We start from the raw sequence: 18,790 nt of genomic DNA, 5'->3' as shown, positions 1-18,790 counted from the left end.
TGGCGAAAATCGTCAGCAAGTGGTGTCGTTCAGGTGACAGGCCGAAAAGTGGCCCGGTGCCACTTCCTTTTTCAACGGCACTTCCAGTCGACAACGGTGGATAGCGAAGCGGCAGCGAGGGTGGAAATGACAGCCTTTCGGCGGCGCAAGCGGGCTCGGGAGTTCGCCTTCCACGGCTTTGAACCGCCGCTTGCCAGATTCGATGCGCGGCACTTCGGCCAGAAGAGCCTTGGTGTAAGGATGATTGGGGCTCTTGAACACCTCCTCGACCGGTGCTTCCTCAACGATCCTGCCGAGGTACATGATCGCGACACGGTCGGAAATGTGCTCCACCACGCCAAGATCGTGGCTGACGAACAGATAGGTCAGATCGAGCTTGTCACGGAGGTCCATAAACAAATTGATCACCTGAGCCTGAATGGAGACGTCGAGCGCTGCAACGCTTTCATCGCAGACGAGGAATTTTGGTTGGACGGCGAGTGCTCGCGCAATGTTAACGCGCTGCCGCTGCCCGCCCGAGAACTGATGCGGATATCGGCTCTTCATGGCCGCGTCGAAGCCTGCCAGCGTCAGATACCTGTCGACGTACGCGCCGCGTTCAGACGAACGTGCCAGGCCGTGTGTACGTGGTGCCTCCCATATGAGTTCGTCGACGGTCATGCGCGGATTGAGCGCAGCCATCGGGTTCTGGAAGATCATCTGGATGGCAAGGCCAAGCTCATGCCGCTGGCCAGCGGACATCCTGCTTCGGTCTACACCTTTCCAGAATATGTTGCCGTCGCTCGGCGGGGTAATCCCCGCGATGGCCCGGCCGAGTGTCGATTTCCCGCAGCCGCTTTCGCCAACAAGGCCGACGACTTCGCCGCTTCGAATGCTTAGGCTGACATCGTCAAGCGCGTGGACGACCGGCGCCGGTTCGGCAAGCCTGAGCTTGATCGCGATTTTTGCTGCCAGGTCGGGTCTGGCACCGAAACGCTGGGAAACGTTCCTGGCTTCGATCAAGGGTGTCTCGGTAGCCCTCATTATGCTGTCACCTTCGTCACGGGATGGATGCAACGGAACGATCGGTCGTTTTCCGGCATCAGGGCCGGCATGACCAGACAGCCATCGGTGGCCCGATCGCAACGCGTGCGGAAACTGCAGCCCTGCGGCAGCCGGCTGATGGCGGGTGTCATGCCTGGGATCTGGCGTAGCGGCTTGCCTCGCCTGTTCTGCGAAGGAACGGATGCAATCAGACCCGCCGTATAAGGATGGCGAGGATTGGTCAGCACCTCCGACACAGGGCCGGTTTCAACGAGGCGGCCCGCATACATGACCGCGATTTCGTCTGCCAGTCTCGAAACGATTGCCAGATCGTGCGTGATCCAGATCACCGCAGTGTTCGAGACCTCCGTGAGTTTCTGGAACTCCGAAATGATCTGGCTTTGAATGGTTACATCCAGAGCCGTCGTCGGCTCGTCGGCGATGATGAGATCCGGCTTGTGAAGGAGCGCGATAGCAATCGCCACTCTCTGGCGCATACCCCCGGAGAACTGATGGGGATAAGCTTTCAGCCGTTCTTCCGGGCTTGGTATGCCGACCACGCCCAAGCTATCCCGGGCCCTTCGCCGAGCAGTTTCCTTCGATACATTATCGTGGGCCTGGACAGCTTCTACCATCTGCGTCCCGACGGTCAGAACCGGATTGAGCGTCATCATCGGGTCCTGAAACACCATCGCGATCCGCTTTCCGCGCAGGCGTCGTATCTCTTCTTCAGAGCAGTTGGCGATATCTACGCCATCGAAGACGATTTGGCCGCTGGCGACCCGGCCGGGCCTTTCGAGAAGACGCATGATCGAGAAACCCGTGACCGATTTTCCGGACCCGGATTCACCGACAAGGCCGAGGACCGTGCCACGCTCGACGTTGAATGAAACATCATTGACAGCTTTAAGCCCGGGCCGTCCCTTGGAGCCACCAAACTCGGTGACGAGATTTTTTACCTGCAGCAATGGCGTCATCACGCATTCCTCGGATTCAGCACGTCGCGAAGCCTGTCGCCTACGAGATTGATCCCCACGATCGTGACCAGGAGTGCAACGCCTGGGAAGAAGCTGATCCAGTAGAGACCTGTCAGCAGATATTGGTAGCCCGTTGAGATCAGCATGCCCAATGACGGTTCGGTAACGGAAGCGCCAAGGCCAAGGAAGGAAAGCGTCGCCTCAAGGCCGATGGCGCGTGCGACTTGCATGGTTGCGATGACGATCACAGGCGCAAGACAGTTTGGAAGCAAGTGCCGGAAGAGGATGCGCCAGCCTGGCAGGCGAAGCATTCGGGCGGCCTCGATATACTCTTTTTCGCGTTCAACCAGCGCTGTAGCCCGCACGGTGCGGGCATAAGTTGCCCATTCGGCGATGATCAGCGCGATGACGACATTGGTGACGCCTTTGCCAAGCACGGCAAGCATCATGAGCGCCATCAGGATGGTGGGAAAGGAAAGCTGCAGGTCGACAAGCCGCATGATCACTGTTTCTGTCCGCCGGCCCATATACGCGGCAAACAATCCTGCCGACGTGCCGATGATTGCTGCCGCAAGGGCTGACACAACGCCGACCAGGAGCGAAGTGCGCAGGCCATAAAGAATGCCCGACAGGATGTCGCGGCCCTGACTATCGGTGCCCAGGTGGTAGACGAGTCCGGTCATGGATTCCGAACCCGGGGGCAGACGGCCATCCATGATGTCGAGTTGCATCAGATCGTATGGGTTCTGTGGAGAGATCCACGGAGCCAGCAGAGCAAGACAACAGATGATCACCAGTGCGATGAAGCCGATCGCAGCTGCGGGAGAACTGAAGAAATCCTTTATGCCCTTTGAGAGCCGGCTCGGCTCGGATATCGCGGCATTTGTTTCCTGAGCGTTTGGATCGGCCATGGTTTACGCCTTTGAGTCAAGCCGGACCCGAGGATCCAGAATGGTGTAACAAATGTCGATGAGGAAATTCAGGACGACGAAGAGGAGCACCATCATCATCAGGTAGGCGACGATGACGGGACGATCGAGAAGATTGATCGAGTCGATGATCAGCTTGCCCATGCCCGGCCATGCAAAAATGCTTTCGGTGACCACGGAAAATGCAATCAGTGATCCGAATTCAAGACCTATGATTGTGACGACCGGGATCATGAGGTTTTTGAGGACATGTACGGTGATGACACGCCGCTCCCGCAACCCTTTTGCGCGGGCGAATTTGACATAGTCCTGTGGCAGGACTTCCTGCACGCCAGCGCGCGTGAGGCGCAGGATCAACGACGTCTTGAACAGAGCGAGGTTGAAGGCAGGTAACAGAAGATGCCTGATCCCGTCGCCGGTCAGGAATGACCACTGCACGTCGAACAGTTCCCTCGTCGGCCCGCGGCCGTTGGTCGGTAACCAGCCAAGTTCGACCGAAAAGACCATAATCAGCATCAAACCCACCCAGAATGTCGGGAGCGAGAAGCCGAGGATCGAGCCGCTCATGATCAGCTTGGAGGAAATCCGGTTCGGATAGAGCCCCGCGTAGAGGCCAAGCGGCAAGCCGACCACAAGCGCAATTCCGAGCGCGGTGACTGCTAGTTCGAGCGTTGCTGGCAGCCGCTCCAGGATGAGCCCAAGAGCAGGCCTGCCATACACAAAGCTATCGCCGAAATCCCCCTGCAGCAGGCCTTGAAGAAACATCAGGTATTGTTTCCAGAGCGGTTGATCCAGACCGTAATGCGCGATGACGCGGGCGCGTTCCACCTGATTGGCATCCGGGTTGATCAGGATGTCGACCGGATTGCCGATCACGTTGACACCGATGAACACGATGACGGTCATTGCAACGATGACAAAGACCGCCTGCATCAGCCGGCGTATGATGGATGTAACCATTGAACCTCCTCCTCACGCTACGGAGATCGACATCCCGTCGCGTTGCGGGTCCGCAGCGCCCTTGGATACCCCGTCTTTGATCCTGATCGCGTGAACCGCAGCAAACGCGTATGGCTGCGGTGACCTGGCAACCTCATAGCCCTGCTCGCGTAGCTCACCTTCAACAGAATGACGGATACGATTGCAGATATCGATCTTGTTCGACACCCCGATAACTCTCGGAGCAGCTACCGCTTCAAGCACGGGCATGTCAAAGTCGATCATGTTCATCAGGCACTGCGCCACGGCCGGCGCGATGTAGCTGCCGCCGGGCGCGCCGATCACGATGCTCGGATCGCCGTCCTTGAAAACAATTGTCGGGGCGGCGGAACTCGGCCGGCGCTTGCCTGGTGCAATCGACCCCGGATTTCCCGGAACCGGATTGAAGCGGCTCATCGTGCCGTTGTACATGAAACCAAGACCTTCGGTAATGGCTCCAGATGGGCTGCCAAGCGTGTGGGTCATCGCGGCCGCGTTGCCATGCTTGTCGATGACCGAAATATGGGTCGTGTCGCGCTGGGATCGATCGAGACGGGAAACGCTGGCGACTTCCCCGGCCTTAATCGAGCGCGCATGAGCGTTCGGCATGTTCTCTTGAAAGCAACTTTTCATAAGGCACATCGACATAGGTCGGATCACCCATGTGGGCGTCCTTGTCAATCGTCATCCTCTTCATCGCTTCAAACAGAATGCGGACATGTTCGGCACTGCTGTGCTGCATTGCGCCGACGTCAAACTGCTCCATGATGTGCAGGAATTCGAGCATCGGGAAACCGGACCCGGGAGGAGGCGACGTAGCGATGCGGTTGCCGCGATACTCGCCCCAGACAGGTTTCACTCTCGACAGTTCGTAGCGAGCCAGGTCCTCACGATCAATCAATCCGCCATTGGCCTTGAAGTCGTCGGCAATCTGTTCAGCAATTTCACCGTGATAAAAGATATCGGAACCGCCGCTGCGTGCAATGCGCTCCAACGTCTGGGCCATCTCCCGGTTGATCAGCAGATCGCCTACATTTCTGACCGTGCCGTTGTCGTGGAAGTAGACGCCTTTGCCAGTCGAGGAAAACCGGAGCTTGTCGATCGTGTTCGCAAAGCCGTCCCCTGACTGATCCTTGGTCCAGTACCAATGCATATGATTTCGGATTATGAAGCCATCGCGGGCATGCCGGATTGCCGGTTCAATCAAGTCCGCCCAATCAAACGTGCCGTAGTCCCGCAGCGCCGTTTCATATCCCTTGAGCGAGCCGGGCGTGCAGACGGCCAGGTAACCGATATCGGAAATATTGCCTTCAAGCACGTAACCGAACCCGTCACGGCTCTGATGCTTGATCTTGTTGACCCACATGTCGGGCGTCGCCTTCAGCGAAGCCCGGGCATAGAACTCAAGGACTTCGTGCACACCCCTGCTTGGCATGTAAACATGCATCGAGCCAAAGCCGCCGATGCCTGCCATTTGCGGATCGACCACGCCCTGGACGAAGGCACAGGCAAGCGCGGCATCTACAGCATTGCCACCGCGCTCAAGGACTTCGGCCCCGGCTTCAACGGCTTCGGGCTGGGGCGCCACAATCGTTGCATTTCTCATTTGGATTTTCGTTCCTTGAGCAATTTCGCCAGGAACGCCTTTACGTGTCCGAGCACCTTAATTCTGTCGTGAGAGACGCCGGCGACGCGGTCAAACGTCACATCAACTCCCGCATCGCGGAAGGACTTGGCAAGCGAAGCGAGGCGTTCCAGACGCGTTTCACCGGCGTCATTGGCGCCTTCCATGTAGTATTTTCCGGTAGGCTTGTGGGTGATTTCCCACGTTTCCAGGTCCGCATCGCCGACAACCATGTGCACTGGAACCTTGGCGAGTTCCTGCGGCTGGAAAGCTCTCCCGAAGCGAGCTTCAAGATCACGGATGCCGACCCACCAGTCACGCGTGGGATCAAGAAGCGTTACGGAACCGGGAGCTCCAATCGAGGCAGCCCATAGCTTTTCAGGATGCAGGATGGCGAACCTATGGGTGAAGTGACCGCCTCCGGAAAAACCGAACATGGCGAACTTCGACCAGTCCTGCCTGTACTTCATGGCCATCTCCTCGACCATCGCAATGACGACGTGATCGTAACGGATGTCGCCTTCCTCGAGGAATTTGTAGCCCGAGCGTGCGCCATCGCCGAGGACGCTCACAGGAAAGATCGGACACAGAATAGCGCAGTCGTTATACAATCCGAACTCTGCGAAACCATCCCTGAAATCGATAGCTGAGGTTCTACCGGTTCCGTGGACGGCGACGAGAAGGTCGAGTTTGCGTCCATCGGCAGCCGTTGGCGGCACATACAGCACCATGTGTAACCGTGGGTCGATCTGGGAAGCAAAGATCGCCGTTTCCCCATAGTCATAGACAGCCTTCGCCCGAGCGATGGCCTCGCCCGTTCCGAGTTCCTGCATAATTTGTCTCCTGGAGATGAAAGGGGCTGCTGATTTGCAGCCCCGAAACGCGATCTTTAGTTCGCGGGCTTCACGTCATAGGCGAGCGTGTACTTATCGCCGCGCGGTGTGAAGGAGACGGTCTTTTTCGCTCCGAGCACAACGTTCTCATAGTGCATGGGTAGAACCCAAAGATTGCTGAAGGCCTGGGTCGACAGTTCCTGCAACAGCGGCGTGCGTTCAGCCTCATCTAGAGTGGAGCTCGCTTTGGCGAGCACTTCATCGATCTTCGGATCAGCGACGCCGCCACCATTGTAGCGGCCAGTTCCCTTCTTCTCGTCGCGGCTTGCAACGAGCGCCACTGTAGGATTGGTGGTTTCGCCGGTGTTCACACCCCAAGAGCCGAAAAAGGTGCTGTACATGCCTTTCGCATAGGCTTCTGAATACATCGCCCAGGGCATGACTTCGACTTTAGACTTGATGCCGATGCGGGTGAACATCTGGCCAACTGCCTGAAGCACTTCGGCGTCTTTCACGTAGCGACCTGATGGGCCGTGCACAGTCAGGCTGAAACCGTCCGGATAGCCGGCTTCTGCAAGAAGCGCCTTTGCGGCAGCCGGGTCATAACCAACCTTCTCGACCTTGTCGGAATAACCGGCATAGCCCTTGGCGACGAACTGGTTGGCGACCGTTCCGTTCTTCTGCATGACACGATCAACGATTGCGGGCCGATTGAGCGACATCAGCATCGCGCGGCGAACACGAAGATCCTTGAGCGGGTTCCGGTCGAGATCCGAACCGTCCGCAGCCTTTACGAAAGGCGATACATCGTGGCTGACATCCATACCGAGATAGACGAAACGAGAGGACTGCCCATTGATGATCTGCAGGTTGTCGCTCGACGCCACTCGCGCCATTCCGTCCGCAGGCATGGTCTCGATGATGTCAATCTCGTTGGAAAGAAGCGATGCAAGACGAGCGCCGTCGTCGGGAAGGAACCGCAACGTTACGTTCGACCAATGTGACGCGCCGGCAAAATAGCTGTCGTTGCGCTTCAGCATCAGATTGCTGCCGGGAGAGTAGGAAGCGAAGGAGAAAGCGCCTGTTCCGACAGCACACTTGCCGTTATCGAAATCTTGTACCGGCGCATCCTTGCAATTGGAGCTGATGATGCGGATGCGGCTGACGGAGTTGAGTAGAAGCGGATCGGGAACCTTCGTTTCGATGATGACCGTCAGAGGATCCTTGGCCGTTACAGTGGCGAAGTTGCGGGTGTAGGACGCGAAGCCCTGGCTCGGCTTGTCACGTGCACGCAGCAAGGACGCCATAACGTCGTCTGCGTTGAATTCACTGCCATCATGGAATTTGACACCCTCGCGCAGCTTGAACTCCCAGTGCGTCGAGTCGACTGCTTTCCACTCGGTCGCAAGTTCAGGAGCGTTCGCCGACGTGCCCGTCAGATTGACAAGACTGTCCCAGATATGGCGCGAAGTGGCATTGTTCGGAGCGGAGCTGTCTTCATGCGGGTCGAGCGTCGTGGGCGTCGTCGACATGCCGATGACCAAAGGCGTTTCCTGCGCGGCGACCATTGCAGGAATAGCAATTGTACCAAGCAGCGCCATCGCTGCCTGCTTCAAGGTTTTTACTGTCATTTTTCTATCCCAGTTACGGTTGATGCCGGTCTTGCGCCGGTTTTCTTGGACGGGTTCCTGCCGCTCTTGAATAAATTGGTAAGAGGCTCAGGCGGGATGTGTCAAATAGAAAACAACCATGGTACGCTCAGCGTAACAGTGAAACCGCGCGCTCGATACGCCGCCAGAATTGGAGAAAAGCTCTCATGAGGGAGAACGGGATTTCTGAGAAAGACGGTACTGTTCAATCGGTTAATGTCTCGATCGACGTTTTGCTCAATGTTGCCAAAAACCCGGACATCCGGCTGTCGGAGATCGCCAAGAACATCGGGGAGACGAAACAAAGAATTTTGCGTATGTTACGCACAATGGAACGGCGAGGCTTGGTCCGGAAGAGTGACGCGGGCACTTATAGACTAGGTAACACAGCCATCGTGCTCGGAACTGCGGCATCAACCCAGGTCGATTTGGTCCGCATTGCCAATCCGATCCTCGAAGAACTCGGACAGAAAATGGGCGAGACGACTCAGTTGCGCATTATCGATAACGGCGAATCCTTATGCATCGCGAAATTCGAACCGATGCGTGATTTGCGTGTGCAGGCGATGATCGGGCGGCGAAGGCCACTCTTCGCAGGCTCATATAAAGTGCTGCTGGCATTTCTTCATCCCCAGGTGCAGTCGCAGATGATCCCTGAGACATTGCCGAAGTTTACGAAGCGCACGATCACCGATCGCAGCAAGTTGATCGCTGAGCTTGAGAAAATCCGCCGCCAAGGTTTTTGCGTCAGCTTAGGTGAGGTCAGCGAGCAGCTTGTATCCGTTTCCGTGCCTGTTCTCGCGTTCGATGGCTCCGTGATCGCGGCGGTAAACGTTGCTGCGCCGGAATTTCGGACACAGAAAAGCGATGTTCATCGCTTCACGGCGTTGCTCAAAGAGGGCGCCAACAAGATATCGGCCCGCCTGGGATGGTAGCAAAATCAAGGCGAACTAATCTGCAGAGCGTCCTTGAACTCTGGGGATGGCTGGCTGATGGGTCTACGGTTCAGGTCATCGCGTAACGTGCAACAAATGCAGCCATTGGTCATTTCCACCAACTGCTCCTGCGTGCGGCACAGGTCCACCATCACATACAAGAGCGCCGTCGCCGACAGCAGGTGATCCTTTTTGGGCCCCGCTTGAAATTTCCGGTTCCAATCGCAGGAGAAACTGAACGTCGCGGCTAGTTTGGCCCGATCAGCCCTCTAAGAGTCTGCGTGCCGGCGCCTCACACTTCGAACAAAGATCCAGACAAAGACCACTACGACGGGTACAGACACTCCCAATGCAACGGATGACATAGTCTCGGAGAGGCCATGGCTCAAGGCCTTCGCTGCGTAACTTAGTAAGCCTATGATATAGTAGGAAATGGCCGCGACCGAGAGACTCTCAACCGTTTGCTGGAGCCGGAGCTGAAGCTTTGCTCGTCGATCCATCGACTCAAGGAGTGCGGTGTTCTGGCGTGCGAGGCCTACGTCAACCCAACTGCGCAGCAAATCTGTCGTTCTCGAAAGCTTGAGCGACAGATTTCCCTGGCGCTCTTCGAGCGACTTGCACGTGCGCATGGCCGGGGCAAGCCGCCGTTCCAGGAAGGAACCCAATGTCTCGCCGGCAATAGGCTCCTCGCCGAGCGAGGCGATACGTTCGCTTACGATCGAGTCATAGGCTTTGCTGGCTCCGAACCGATAAAGCGACTGGGCCGCGTTTGCCTCTAGTTCCGATGCCAGCCTCGTTATTTCGGTCAGCATTCCATCGGCACTCTCCCACACCTGGCCCCTCATTTTCTGTGTGACCGCGCCCAGAGATTCTTCGATCTGCCGTATCTCTGGGGATAATGACTGGGCCAGAGGTAAAGCTAGTGTTGCAAGAGTGCGGTAGGTTTCGATGTCAAGGAGGCATTGCACCGTGGCCCCGCGACCGAGGTCGGTGAGACCGCGGTCGATGAGCAACATGCGGGTCAGACCGTCGCCATCCTGTCGAAAATCGGTGGCGACCTCCGCCAAACCACCGCGAACGCGGCTTCGACACAGACTTGCGATGTCAAATAACGCTAGCGCGTTTTCTGCCGCCGCCCCCTCCGGCCAAATCTCGAGCCGGATACCTGAGATTAGGCTACCTGGAGCGCGGAAGTTCCCTCCAAAGGGATGACGTGGAATGGCTCCTCCGAATTCCGTCGCTGCAGGCCCGTCCCAGAACCATGTCGAGAACTCCGTGTGTCTTTCCCAGCGCAGCGTTCCTTGGCCCCATTGCACTGCGCAATGTCTAGAGGCTCGATCTGGCACCGCCGCCCCTTGGGAGCGCGCGAGATCCTCGATTGCCTCTTGATGGCTGGCTTGGCCAGATTCCATCAAGAAAGCCAGTTGAAGGATCACCCGCGGGCAGGTAACTGCGACGAACGGGCGCGCGTGGATCTCGCCCAGCGCCTGGCTGCGGTTTTCCGCAATTGGGAACGAGAGCCGTGCAGGGGAGCCGATATTGCTCGATGTCGCCCGTGTCTTCGCCACCTATCTCTCCCCTCCAACTTCGTCGACTTGATGATCTAGGTCGGCGGGATCTTCATAGACCGGGACAGCACCGGCATCCTCGAGCTTCGCAGTATATGGTCTCACTTCACGCTCTCCAATTGGCACTGACAGACGCCGGCGCGGCGAGATCATCAGTCTGGCATAGCCGCAGGTCGACGCTGACGACAGCGGCCTGAGACTTCAAGAGAGCAAGGAAGGTGCACCGGGTCAAGTTCAGTCGAACGAGTTGCTCACGCACAGCAGCTGGCGCAATTAACCGATCGGGCAACCAGCTGCGGCCGATCTTGAGAATGTCGACCTGATGCACGTCTTCGGGAAAGGCGACAGCCTTAGGAAGCCGGACCGCTTGCCTGCGATTGCTGATGAAAACCGTGGCATTGGTCATGGCGTACCTCCGGCATATCCAATTGGGATATACCAAACTTCGCAACTCTTGGGGCGTCGCGCTTCGGGCCACGCTCTACTTGCCGCCTATGGCGGCCTGCGAAGGCGGGATCGGGCAATTGACCGGCGGCACGGCCTGGCGACGGCAGTTGCGCGCGCGACACGGCGAGCGGCCTGCCCGCAAGCAGGGCAGGCTGCAAGGGGCGGTCGTCATTGCACCTGCTCGCTCATCGCAGTTTGCTCAGATCCACTGGACGATTGTTGATGATCGCTTCCATTGAAAAGAAGCCTGTCACCGTCGCAAGGTCGAAGTTCGTGATCAGCTTCTGATAGAACGCATCGTAGCCGGACATGCCTTTCGTCACGACCTTGATCAGATAGTCCCACTCCCCGCCAATCCGATAGAAATCGATTACCTCCGGCAGCCGTTCGACATGAGCACGGAAGCTTTCACTCCACTCCTTTGAATGGTGGCGAGTGCGGATCATCACGAAGACGGTCAGGTCGAGCCCAAGCGCTTGGAGATCGATATCGCTGTGCGATCCACGTATCAGACCGAGCGAGTGGAGGCGCTGGAGCCGCCGCCAGCAAGCATTTTGAGACAGTCCGACCTTTTCCGCCAAATCACGCTGCGAGAGGTTCGCGTCGATCTGCATGGCCGTCAAAATCTTCATATCAAATGTGTCGACTTTATTTAAAATATCGATCATGTGACACGTCTTTTGCGAAAATTGGCAGAAAATAAGTGATTTTTCTCACGGTGGAGCAGATTACAATCTGTGTCAATATCCGAGCCAAGGAGAATGACCGTGGAAGCCGTTCGCCCAGCGACAAGTCAGACCGAAACCCCTCTTTCCAAGTTCCGCCAAGGTCTGAGAAATGCAGGCGTGACTGCCGACCTTAGAGATGGACTCGTCGGCGCGACCGCGAAAATAGTCGGGCCTTACGGGGAAAAGGACCTGGTTTACGCTGACTATGTCGCATCCGGCCGCGCACTCCATCAGATCGAGCACTTCGTCCTGGAGGAGGTGCTTCCCTATTACGCCAACAGTCACACGGAAGCTTCTTACTGCGGAGGTTTCATGACCCGGATGCGGCGGGAGGCACGCGCACTGATCGGCGGGTTCTGCGGTGCCACCGAACGGCATGCGGTGATCTTCACCGGCTCCGGCGCGACGTCGGGGATCAACCGCCTCGTCAAGCTGTTCGGTGTTGCCGAAGCCGCCGCCGCGGGCAAGCGCCCCCGGATCATTATCGGTCCCTATGAGCATCACTCCAACATTCTGCCCTGGCGGGAGAGCGGAGCAGAGATCGTTGAAATCGCCGAGCATGGGTCCGGCGGGCCTGACCTGTCCCTTCTCAAAGAGGCGCTGCGGGACGGATCGCCAGATCTGACGATATGCAGCCTGTCTGCTGCATCGAATATCACAGGCATCACCAGCGATGTCGCGACAATCACAGCGATGGTGAAGGCTGCCGGTGCAAAGATGATTTGGGACTACGCGGGCGCAGGCCCCTATGTGCCGATTTCCATGTCGCCCGCCACTGATGCGGAGATCGACGCCATCGTTGTCTCACCTCACAAGTTCATCGGCGGTCCCGGCGCTTCCGGGATCTTGATCCTCCGTCGAGACGCAATTTCGACGAATAAACCGTCGTGGCCAGGCGGCGGGACGGTGAAGTTCGTCTCGCCGCAGACGCATGATTACAGTGACAGTCTTGAGTCCCGCGAGGAAGCCGGCACGCCGAACGTGGTCGGCGACATACGTGCCGCGCTGGCCTTCGTCGTCAAGGATGCGATCGGGCTTGATACGATGGCAAGGCGCAATCGCGAGCTTGCGCAGCGTGCATTCAGCGCTTGGAAGGAGGTGCCGCAACTGGAGCTCCTCGGTCTATCCGACCCCGACCGGCTGCCGATTTTTTCCTTCCGGGTGAAGAACGCAAAGGGCGGGTATGTCCACCAGCAGTTGATCACGCGCATGCTGAGCGACCGGTTTGGTATCCAGGCTCGCGGTGGCTGCGCCTGTGCCGGACCATACGTCCATCGACTGTTGTCGATCGATGACCAGCAGTCCGAGGAGATAAGGCAAGCCATTCTCTTCGGAGAGGAGATCAAGAAACCCGGCTTCATCCGGCTGAATTTCAGCGTTCTGCTGCCGGACGAGAAGGTACAATTCATTCTCGATTCAGTGGCGCAGATCGCGGCCGACGCAACGACCTTCGAATCCGACTACGACGTCGATCCGCACCGGGCTAGATTCTTTCCGCGAGCCGCAGCCACAGAAGGCACAGCCTATGCGAAAGCCTGAAGTCGCTGGGTTCTACGATACTCGCACGGGCAGTATCCAGTATGTCGTTGCATGCCCGAGTACGCGTAAATGCGCCATCATCGATCCAGTGCTCGACTTTGACGAAAAGTCTGGCTCGACAGCAACGACAAATGCGGACCGTATCCTTGACTATATCAACAGCCACGATCTGACGCTCGAGTGGATTCTGGATACTCATCCGCATGCCGATCACTTTTCGGCTGCACGTTATCTCAAGTCACGCACCGGCGCGCCGACAGCGATCGGCGAGCATGTGACGGAAGTGCAGAAGATCTGGCAACAGATCTATAACTGGCCGGATCTTGCCTGCGACGGCTCACAATGGGATCGGCTGTTTTGCGACGGCGAGACATTCAACATCGGTGAATTGCAAGCCCGCGTCATGCATTCGCCAGGACATACATTGGCGTCGATCAGCTATGTCATCGGCGATGCAGCGTTCATTCACGACACACTTTTCATGCCCGATAGCGGCTCTGCCCGCGCAGATTTTCCAGGCGGCAGTGCAGCCAGCCTGTGGCACTCAATTCAGGACATTTTGAGCCTACCCGACCAAACCCGCCTCTTCACCGGGCATGACTATATGCCGGGGGGGCGCCAGGCTCTGTGGGAGAGTTCGGTGGCGGACCAGAAGGAAAAAAACCCGCACGTGGCCGGCCAATCAGAGAGGGACTTCATCAGACTTCGAGAGACCCGCGACAGGACATTGCCGATGCCAAAGCTCATCTTACATGCGCTACAGGTCAATATCCGTGGAGGGGAATTGCCTCAGGCCGAGGAAAATGGCCGGCGTTATCTGAAGATCCCGCTCGACGCGCTGCCAGGATCGGTCTGGGGTTCGTAACGAAGTGGATGGTTCTCTCCAGCAGCTTTTACTCGCGATCGGTTCAGGATCGCTGATCGGATGTACGCTCGGTCTGATTGGCGGAGGCGGGTCGATCCTCGCCACGCCCCTGTTGATCTACGTCGTCGGGATGCGCGATGTTCATATGGCGATCGGGACCGGTGCCCTTGGCGTTTCGGTCAACGCCTACCTCAACCTGGCCGGTCATGCCATTAAGGGCCATGTCTGGTGGCGATGCGCTGTTATCTTCGCGATCACCGGTTCACTCGGCGCCTATTTGGGTTCGAGCCTGGGAAAGATCGCCGAGGGGCAAAGCTTGCTCTTCATGTTCGGCCTATTGATGATGTTCGTCAGTGTTGTCATGCGAAAGACGAGGAGCCAGGCAGATGTCACAGCACAATCGCTGACTATCCGGACGCATGGGAAGACGAGCTTGGTTGCGCTTGTAACCGGACTGAGCTCGGGCTTTTTCGGAATAGGCGGTGGCTTCCTCATCGTCCCGGGCCTCTTACTCTCCACCGGCATGCCCCTCATCAATGCGGTCGGCACGTCACTTCTCGCTGTTGGCACTTTCGGTCTGATGACGGCCGCAAACTATGCCGCGTCTGGCTTTGTAGATTGGCTGACCGCCGGATACTTTATTGCCGGCGGCATTGGTGGCGGAATTGTCGGCACCATAGCCGCCAGTCGGCTGGCAACCCATCGAAACGCACTTGCGCAGATCTTCCGGTGGGTCGTCTTCTGCGTCAGCCTTTATGTTTTATGGCGCAGCTACGCCGCATTTTAGTGCTGCTCGCATCCGCATACAAGAAACCAACCTGACGCTTCCTATCCGGGGATAGCACGCGAGCATGCCCTAACAGGATCATGTTCGCCAGCCCGGGCGTCACTGCACCGCGCCCATGACCTTCCCCTCCGCACGACCCGTTTCGGCGCAGTCCAGCGCCTCGTTGGTCCTCTCGAACGGGAAGATCCGTCCATCACTGGGCGGATTTGACCCCCCTCGATCAGGGAGGTGATGTTTCCGAGCTGCCCGCCGTTCGCTGTCACGCAGAGAAACGAATAGCCGATCCTTTGGGGGGCGTTTAGATTTTCTCCTAATGCCGGAGCTCAGCAGGCGCATGACCTGTTGACGCAGCCAGCCGTAGCCGTTCTGCCTCGCGAAGCCCGGATCGGGCGGACCGGGAATCGAGATCGGCTTCCCGCCCGGCTTCATCCCGAGCCTGATCTCCAAGGTTGGGGGAGAATATCAGGTGCCTGGCGCCGTCGCGACAGACTTTCTCGTTGAAGGCAACAATCGATGAGCCGATGGCGCCCCGCCAGAACCGGCGCCAAATCCGATTGGACTACGCCGCAAAGGCGCCTATCTTCAGGGTTGCCGTCTTCCAATCCTGGAACCATCGACCGATCGACACGCCAACCAGCACGGGCACCCATCCATGACCAAAGGCTCTGATCTTCTCGTGGCCGCACTTGAGAACGAAGGTGTCGACCGCATCTTCGGCATTCCCGGCGAAGAGAACCTCGACGTCGTCGAGTCCATCCGCAAATCGTCAATCCAGTTGGTACTCACCCGCCACGAACAGGCGGCTGCGTTCATGGCTGCGACCTACGGCCGCCTGACGGGAAAGCCGGGGGTGTGCCTGGCGACGCTTGGGCCGGGTGCTTTGAACCTTTCGACGGGTGCGGCATACGCGCTGCTCGGCGCGATGCCGATGGTGATGATTACCGGCCAGAAAGGTATCCTGTCGTCTCGCCAGGCCCGGTTCCAGGTGGTCGATGTCGTTGCCTCAATGAAGCCCCTTACCAAGCTCGCAAGGCAGATCGTATCGCCGCAGATGATCCCGACGACGGTCAGGGAAGCGTTCCGGATTGCGCAGGAGGAAAGGCCAGGCCCTGTTCACCTGGAGCTCCCGGAGGATATCGCCGCCGAGGAATGTCAGCCGATGGCCATGGTCGCGCCGCATCAGCTCGAGTTGCCGACCGCAAGCAATGCGGCGCTTGATCGCGCGGCCGCCCTCATCACTGCAGCGAAACGTCCGCTGCTGATGTTCGGCGCCGCTGCCTCGCGCCCGCGCTCGACGTCCGACATTGCGCAGTTCGTCTTGCGCACCCGCATCCCGTTCTTCACGACCCAGATGGGCAAGGGCACGGTTCCAGGCGGGACCGAACTTTATATGGGCACGGCCGCGCTTTCGGAGCGGGACTATGTCCATGAGGCCATCGAGCAGGCCGACCTGATCGTTACCATCGGCCACGATACGATCGAAAAGCCGCCGTTCATAATGGGCAAGGGCGGCCCTCATGTCGTCCATGTCGGATACCAGCCGGCGACCGTCGAACAGGTCTATTTTCCACAGTCGGAGGTGATCGGCGACATCGGGCCGTCGCTTAAGGCGCTTGCCGATCGCATTGAAGGCAGGCTCCCGAACGCCCAGGCACTGCTCCACCTCAGGGAGCGTATCCTCGAGCGCATCGCGGCCCGCGCCACCGAGGACCGCTTCACGCCCCAGCGCCTTGTCCACGACATCCGTGAGGTGATGCCGCACGACGGCATCCTCGCGCTCGACAACGGCATGTACAAGATATGGTTTGCCCGGAATTATCGGACGAAGATGGCGAACACGCTGCTGCTCGACAACGCGCTCGCCACGATGGGAGCAGGGCTGCCCTCGGCCATGGTCGCCTCGATGCTCCACCCCGAGCGCCGCGTCATGGCGATCTGCGGCGACGGCGGATTCATGATGAACAGCCAGGAACTCGAGACGGCGGTGCGCATGAAACTGAACCTCGTCGTCCTCGTCATCGAGGACCGTGCGTACGGAATGATCCGCTGGAAGCAGGCCGTCGACGGGTTCCCCGACTTCGGCATGACGTTCGCAAATCCCGACTTCGTAAAATATGCCGAGTCCTACGGTGCGAGCGGAACCAGGGTCGATGACATAGGCCAGTTCGAACAGGTTCTCGAAAATGCGTTCTCCGGCGGCGGCGTGCATCTGGTGACCGTCCCGGTCGACTACTCGGAAAACGAACGGGTGCTGGTGAAGGAGCTCCGTGAACGGCTCCCCGCGATATTGGAGATCTGAGATGCCGCTCAACTTGAAGGTTTACCAGGCATTTGATCGCGAACTCATCGCGGAAGTCCCAGCCGACGATGCCGCGGCTCTCGATCACAAGCTTTCTGTCGCCGCGAAAGCCTTCGCCGACCGCGATGCCTGGCTGCCAGCGCATCAGAGGATGGCGATCCTGAGAAAGGCGTCGGAGCTTTTGCAGGAGAACCGTGACCGCTTTGCAATGATGATCGCTCGCGAGGGCGGCAAGCCCCTTACGGATGCGGTCATTGAGGTTACACGCGCGATCGACGGCCTCGTCAACGCGGCCGATGAACTCCGTAACTTCGGCGGCAAGGAAATCCCGATGGGACTTTCTGCCGCCAGCACGAATCGATGGGCCTTCACCACCAAGGAGCCGATGGGCGTGGTGGCGGCGATTTCGGCGTTCAACCATCCGCTCAATCTCATCATCCACCAGATCGCCCCAGCAATCGCCGTCGGTTGCCCGGTGATCATAAAGCCGGCGGCGACGACGCCGATTTCCTGCGTGGAAATTGCCAAGTTGCTCTGGCAAGCCGGCCTCGATGAGCGGTGGTGCCAGACATTCGTTACGGAGGACAATGCGCTTGCCGAAGCGTTCGCAACCGATCACCGCGTCGCGTTTTTAAGCTTCATCGGCTCTGCGAAAGTCGGGTGGTACCTCAAGAGCAAGCTTTCGCCAGGCACCAGATGCGCGCTCGAGCACGGCGGGGCAGCGCCCGTCATCGTTGACCGCAGCGCAAACCTCGACGTGATCGTCGGCGCCATTGTCAAAGGCGGCTATTATCATGCCGGGCAGGTCTGCGTGTCCGCGCAGCGTCTCTTCGTGCATGAGGACATTCTGACCGCGTTCACGGACACTCTCGCCGCCAAGGTCGCCACCCTTCGTGTCGGTGATCCAACACTGAAAGAGACAGAGGTCGGACCGCTCATCCTGCCACGCGAGACCGAACGTGTCGCGAGCTGGATCAAGGAAGCGATTGACGCCGGCGCCAGGCAGCTCGGAGGAGGGCGGATGTCAGAGACCACCCTCCTGCCTTCGGTACTTCTTGATCCTCCCGAAGACGCCAGGGTATCTCGCCTCGAGGTTTTCGGACCACTGACCTGCGTATATCGTTACAGTGAACTCGACGAGGCAATCCGCATTGCCAACGCGTTGCCATATGCGTTCCAGGCGAGCATCTTTTCCTCCGACATGGCAATTGCCCTGAGGGCGGCGAAGCGTCTGGATGCTTCGGCTGTGCTGGTGAACGACCACACCGCTTTCCGGACCGACTGGATGCCGTTTGCAGGGCGCCGGCAGTCGGGATACGGGGTCGGCGGCATTCCTTGGACGATGGAAGAGATGGCCGACGACAAAATGATCGTGTTCAACCACGTTTCTTAAGCAATCGCGTCGTCGCAGCATCCATGCCTCAGGGATTCGGTTGGAGAACGTGCAACGCCGAATCGTCAGGAGACCTGGGCCTGTGGGGCCGGCCCGGGTCGCTCTGATCTGCAAGTGGGTGGCGATCGACCGCGCCGCTTAGCGTCCGATAATCGATTATCCTCCTATCCGTTTCGTACGCTTTACGGGGGTGCGCACAGGAAGGGACCAGGGTCC

At 58.4% G+C, this 18,790-nt stretch carries 15 protein-coding genes and 3 pseudogenes; 6 read left to right on the top strand and 12 right to left on the bottom strand.

The genetic code is table 11. The features are described from left to right. Positions 1–12: 12 nt before the first annotated feature. The 7 genes and pseudogenes from ACZ9BX_RS34855 to ACZ9BX_RS34825 all read right to left on the bottom strand — a co-directional run bounded on the left by ACZ9BX_RS34855 (position 13) and on the right by ACZ9BX_RS34825 (position 7,995). The gene (locus ACZ9BX_RS34855; RefSeq protein ID WP_476222908.1) at positions 13–1,023 is read right to left on the bottom strand and encodes an ABC transporter ATP-binding protein; all 1,011 of its coding nucleotides are present in this window, start codon (positions 1,021–1,023) and stop codon (positions 13–15) included. Next, on the bottom strand, positions 1,023–2,000 hold the full coding sequence (locus ACZ9BX_RS34850) for an ABC transporter ATP-binding protein (protein ID WP_476222907.1): 978 nt from the start codon (positions 1,998–2,000) through the stop codon (positions 1,023–1,025). The genes ACZ9BX_RS34855 and ACZ9BX_RS34850 overlap by 1 nt, the downstream gene beginning before the upstream one ends. Then, positions 2,000–2,911 carry an ABC transporter permease gene (locus tag ACZ9BX_RS34845; protein ID WP_476222906.1) on the bottom strand — a complete coding sequence of 304 codons (912 nt, stop codon included), beginning with the start codon at positions 2,909–2,911 and terminating at the stop codon, positions 2,000–2,002. The genes ACZ9BX_RS34850 and ACZ9BX_RS34845 overlap by 1 nt, the downstream gene beginning before the upstream one ends. Before the next feature lie 3 nt (positions 2,912–2,914). After that, positions 2,915–3,889 (bottom strand): ABC transporter permease, encoded by a 975-nt coding sequence (locus ACZ9BX_RS34840; protein WP_476222905.1) that lies wholly within the window; start codon positions 3,887–3,889, stop codon positions 2,915–2,917. A 12-nt stretch (positions 3,890–3,901) separates the two neighbouring features. Further along, positions 3,902–5,513 (bottom strand): annotated as a pseudogene (ggt, locus tag ACZ9BX_RS34835) (gamma-glutamyltransferase). Then, complete coding sequence (locus ACZ9BX_RS34830) at positions 5,510–6,364, bottom strand: alpha/beta hydrolase (RefSeq protein WP_476222904.1); 855 nt, start codon at positions 6,362–6,364, stop codon at positions 5,510–5,512. The pseudogene ggt and the gene ACZ9BX_RS34830 overlap by 4 nt, the downstream one beginning before the upstream one ends. 56 nt (positions 6,365–6,420) lie before the next feature. After that, on the bottom strand, positions 6,421–7,995 hold the full coding sequence (locus tag ACZ9BX_RS34825; RefSeq protein ID WP_476222903.1) for an ABC transporter substrate-binding protein: 1,575 nt from the start codon (positions 7,993–7,995) through the stop codon (positions 6,421–6,423). A 185-nt stretch (positions 7,996–8,180) separates the two neighbouring features. Here ACZ9BX_RS34825 and ACZ9BX_RS34820 point away from each other — a divergent pair, with 185 nt between their 5' ends. Continuing rightward, positions 8,181–8,948, top strand: a complete 768-nt coding sequence (locus tag ACZ9BX_RS34820; protein ID WP_476222902.1) for an IclR family transcriptional regulator — start codon at positions 8,181–8,183, stop codon at positions 8,946–8,948. 71 nt (positions 8,949–9,019) lie between these two features. On the opposite strand, the pseudogene ACZ9BX_RS34815 reads toward ACZ9BX_RS34820, so the two are convergent. From ACZ9BX_RS34815 to ACZ9BX_RS34800, 4 genes and pseudogenes are all read right to left on the bottom strand, one after another. Continuing rightward, positions 9,020–9,094: pseudogene (locus ACZ9BX_RS34815) on the bottom strand (GTP-binding protein); the annotation flags it as partial. A gap of 123 nt (positions 9,095–9,217) precedes the next feature. Next, a complete protein-coding gene (locus ACZ9BX_RS34810) occupies positions 9,218–10,516 on the bottom strand; it encodes a DUF3422 domain-containing protein (RefSeq protein ID WP_476222901.1) in 1,299 nt (432 codons plus the stop codon). A 106-nt stretch (positions 10,517–10,622) separates the two neighbouring features. Then, positions 10,623–10,922, bottom strand: a complete 300-nt coding sequence (locus ACZ9BX_RS34805; RefSeq protein WP_476222900.1) for an AbrB/MazE/SpoVT family DNA-binding domain-containing protein — start codon at positions 10,920–10,922, stop codon at positions 10,623–10,625. 226 nt (positions 10,923–11,148) lie between these two features. Further along, entirely contained in the window at positions 11,149–11,631 is a 483-nt protein-coding gene (locus ACZ9BX_RS34800; protein ID WP_027509158.1) for an Lrp/AsnC family transcriptional regulator, read from the bottom strand. A 93-nt stretch (positions 11,632–11,724) separates the two neighbouring features. Between ACZ9BX_RS34800 and ACZ9BX_RS34795 the strand changes: the two genes are divergently transcribed. From ACZ9BX_RS34795 to ACZ9BX_RS34785, 3 genes are read left to right on the top strand one after another with little or no spacing between them, the layout of a single operon-like run. Next, positions 11,725–13,230, top strand: a complete 1,506-nt coding sequence (locus tag ACZ9BX_RS34795) for an aminotransferase class V-fold PLP-dependent enzyme (RefSeq protein WP_476222899.1) — start codon at positions 11,725–11,727, stop codon at positions 13,228–13,230. Continuing rightward, a complete protein-coding gene (locus ACZ9BX_RS34790) occupies positions 13,217–14,095 on the top strand; it encodes an MBL fold metallo-hydrolase (RefSeq protein WP_476222898.1) in 879 nt (292 codons plus the stop codon). Before ACZ9BX_RS34795 ends, ACZ9BX_RS34790 begins: the two co-directional genes overlap by 14 nt. Positions 14,096–14,099: 4 nt before the next feature. Further along, the gene (locus ACZ9BX_RS34785; protein ID WP_476222897.1) at positions 14,100–14,882 is read left to right on the top strand and encodes a sulfite exporter TauE/SafE family protein; all 783 of its coding nucleotides are present in this window, start codon (positions 14,100–14,102) and stop codon (positions 14,880–14,882) included. A gap of 99 nt (positions 14,883–14,981) precedes the next feature. On the opposite strand, the pseudogene ACZ9BX_RS34780 reads toward ACZ9BX_RS34785, so the two are convergent. Further along, positions 14,982–15,332, bottom strand: a pseudogene (locus tag ACZ9BX_RS34780) (zinc-binding dehydrogenase); the annotation flags it as partial. A 202-nt stretch (positions 15,333–15,534) separates the two neighbouring features. Between ACZ9BX_RS34780 and ACZ9BX_RS34775 the strand changes: the two are divergent. Next, positions 15,535–17,181: an acetolactate synthase large subunit gene (locus tag ACZ9BX_RS34775; protein ID WP_476222896.1), complete on the top strand. Its 1,647-nt coding sequence runs from the start codon at positions 15,535–15,537 to the stop codon at positions 17,179–17,181. A gap of 1 nt (position 17,182) precedes the next feature. Continuing rightward, complete coding sequence (locus ACZ9BX_RS34770) at positions 17,183–18,574, top strand: aldehyde dehydrogenase family protein (protein ID WP_476222895.1); 1,392 nt, start codon at positions 17,183–17,185, stop codon at positions 18,572–18,574. Positions 18,575–18,790: the final 216 nt, after the last annotated feature.

Source organism: Rhizobium sp. USDA 3886, from assembly GCF_056279785.1.
The sequence above is the reverse complement of the archived record's forward strand: the minus strand, read 5'-3'. Positions and strand labels throughout refer to the sequence as shown.

Excerpts from the sequence above, each read along its gene's own strand:
- ACZ9BX_RS34770 (WP_476222895.1), top strand. The coding sequence starts at position 17,183 with ATGCCGCTCAACTTGAAGGTTTACCAGGCATTTGATCGCGAACTCATC.
- ACZ9BX_RS34855 (WP_476222908.1), bottom strand. The coding sequence starts at position 1,023 with ATGAGGGCTACCGAGACACCCTTGATCGAAGCCAGGAACGTTTCCCAG.
- ACZ9BX_RS34775 (WP_476222896.1), top strand. The coding sequence starts at position 15,535 with ATGACCAAAGGCTCTGATCTTCTCGTGGCCGCACTTGAGAACGAAGGT.
- ACZ9BX_RS34800 (WP_027509158.1), bottom strand. The coding sequence starts at position 11,631 with ATGATCGATATTTTAAATAAAGTCGACACATTTGATATGAAGATTTTG.
- ACZ9BX_RS34825 (WP_476222903.1), bottom strand. The coding sequence starts at position 7,995 with ATGACAGTAAAAACCTTGAAGCAGGCAGCGATGGCGCTGCTTGGTACA.
- ACZ9BX_RS34840 (WP_476222905.1), bottom strand. The coding sequence starts at position 3,889 with ATGGTTACATCCATCATACGCCGGCTGATGCAGGCGGTCTTTGTCATC.
- ACZ9BX_RS34845 (WP_476222906.1), bottom strand. The coding sequence starts at position 2,911 with ATGGCCGATCCAAACGCTCAGGAAACAAATGCCGCGATATCCGAGCCG.
- ACZ9BX_RS34850 (WP_476222907.1), bottom strand. The coding sequence starts at position 2,000 with ATGACGCCATTGCTGCAGGTAAAAAATCTCGTCACCGAGTTTGGTGGC.
- ACZ9BX_RS34805 (WP_476222900.1), bottom strand. The coding sequence starts at position 10,922 with ATGACCAATGCCACGGTTTTCATCAGCAATCGCAGGCAAGCGGTCCGG.
- ACZ9BX_RS34820 (WP_476222902.1), top strand. The coding sequence starts at position 8,181 with ATGAGGGAGAACGGGATTTCTGAGAAAGACGGTACTGTTCAATCGGTT.
- ACZ9BX_RS34795 (WP_476222899.1), top strand. The coding sequence starts at position 11,725 with ATGACCGTGGAAGCCGTTCGCCCAGCGACAAGTCAGACCGAAACCCCT.
- ACZ9BX_RS34830 (WP_476222904.1), bottom strand. The coding sequence starts at position 6,364 with ATGCAGGAACTCGGAACGGGCGAGGCCATCGCTCGGGCGAAGGCTGTC.
- ACZ9BX_RS34790 (WP_476222898.1), top strand. The coding sequence starts at position 13,217 with ATGCGAAAGCCTGAAGTCGCTGGGTTCTACGATACTCGCACGGGCAGT.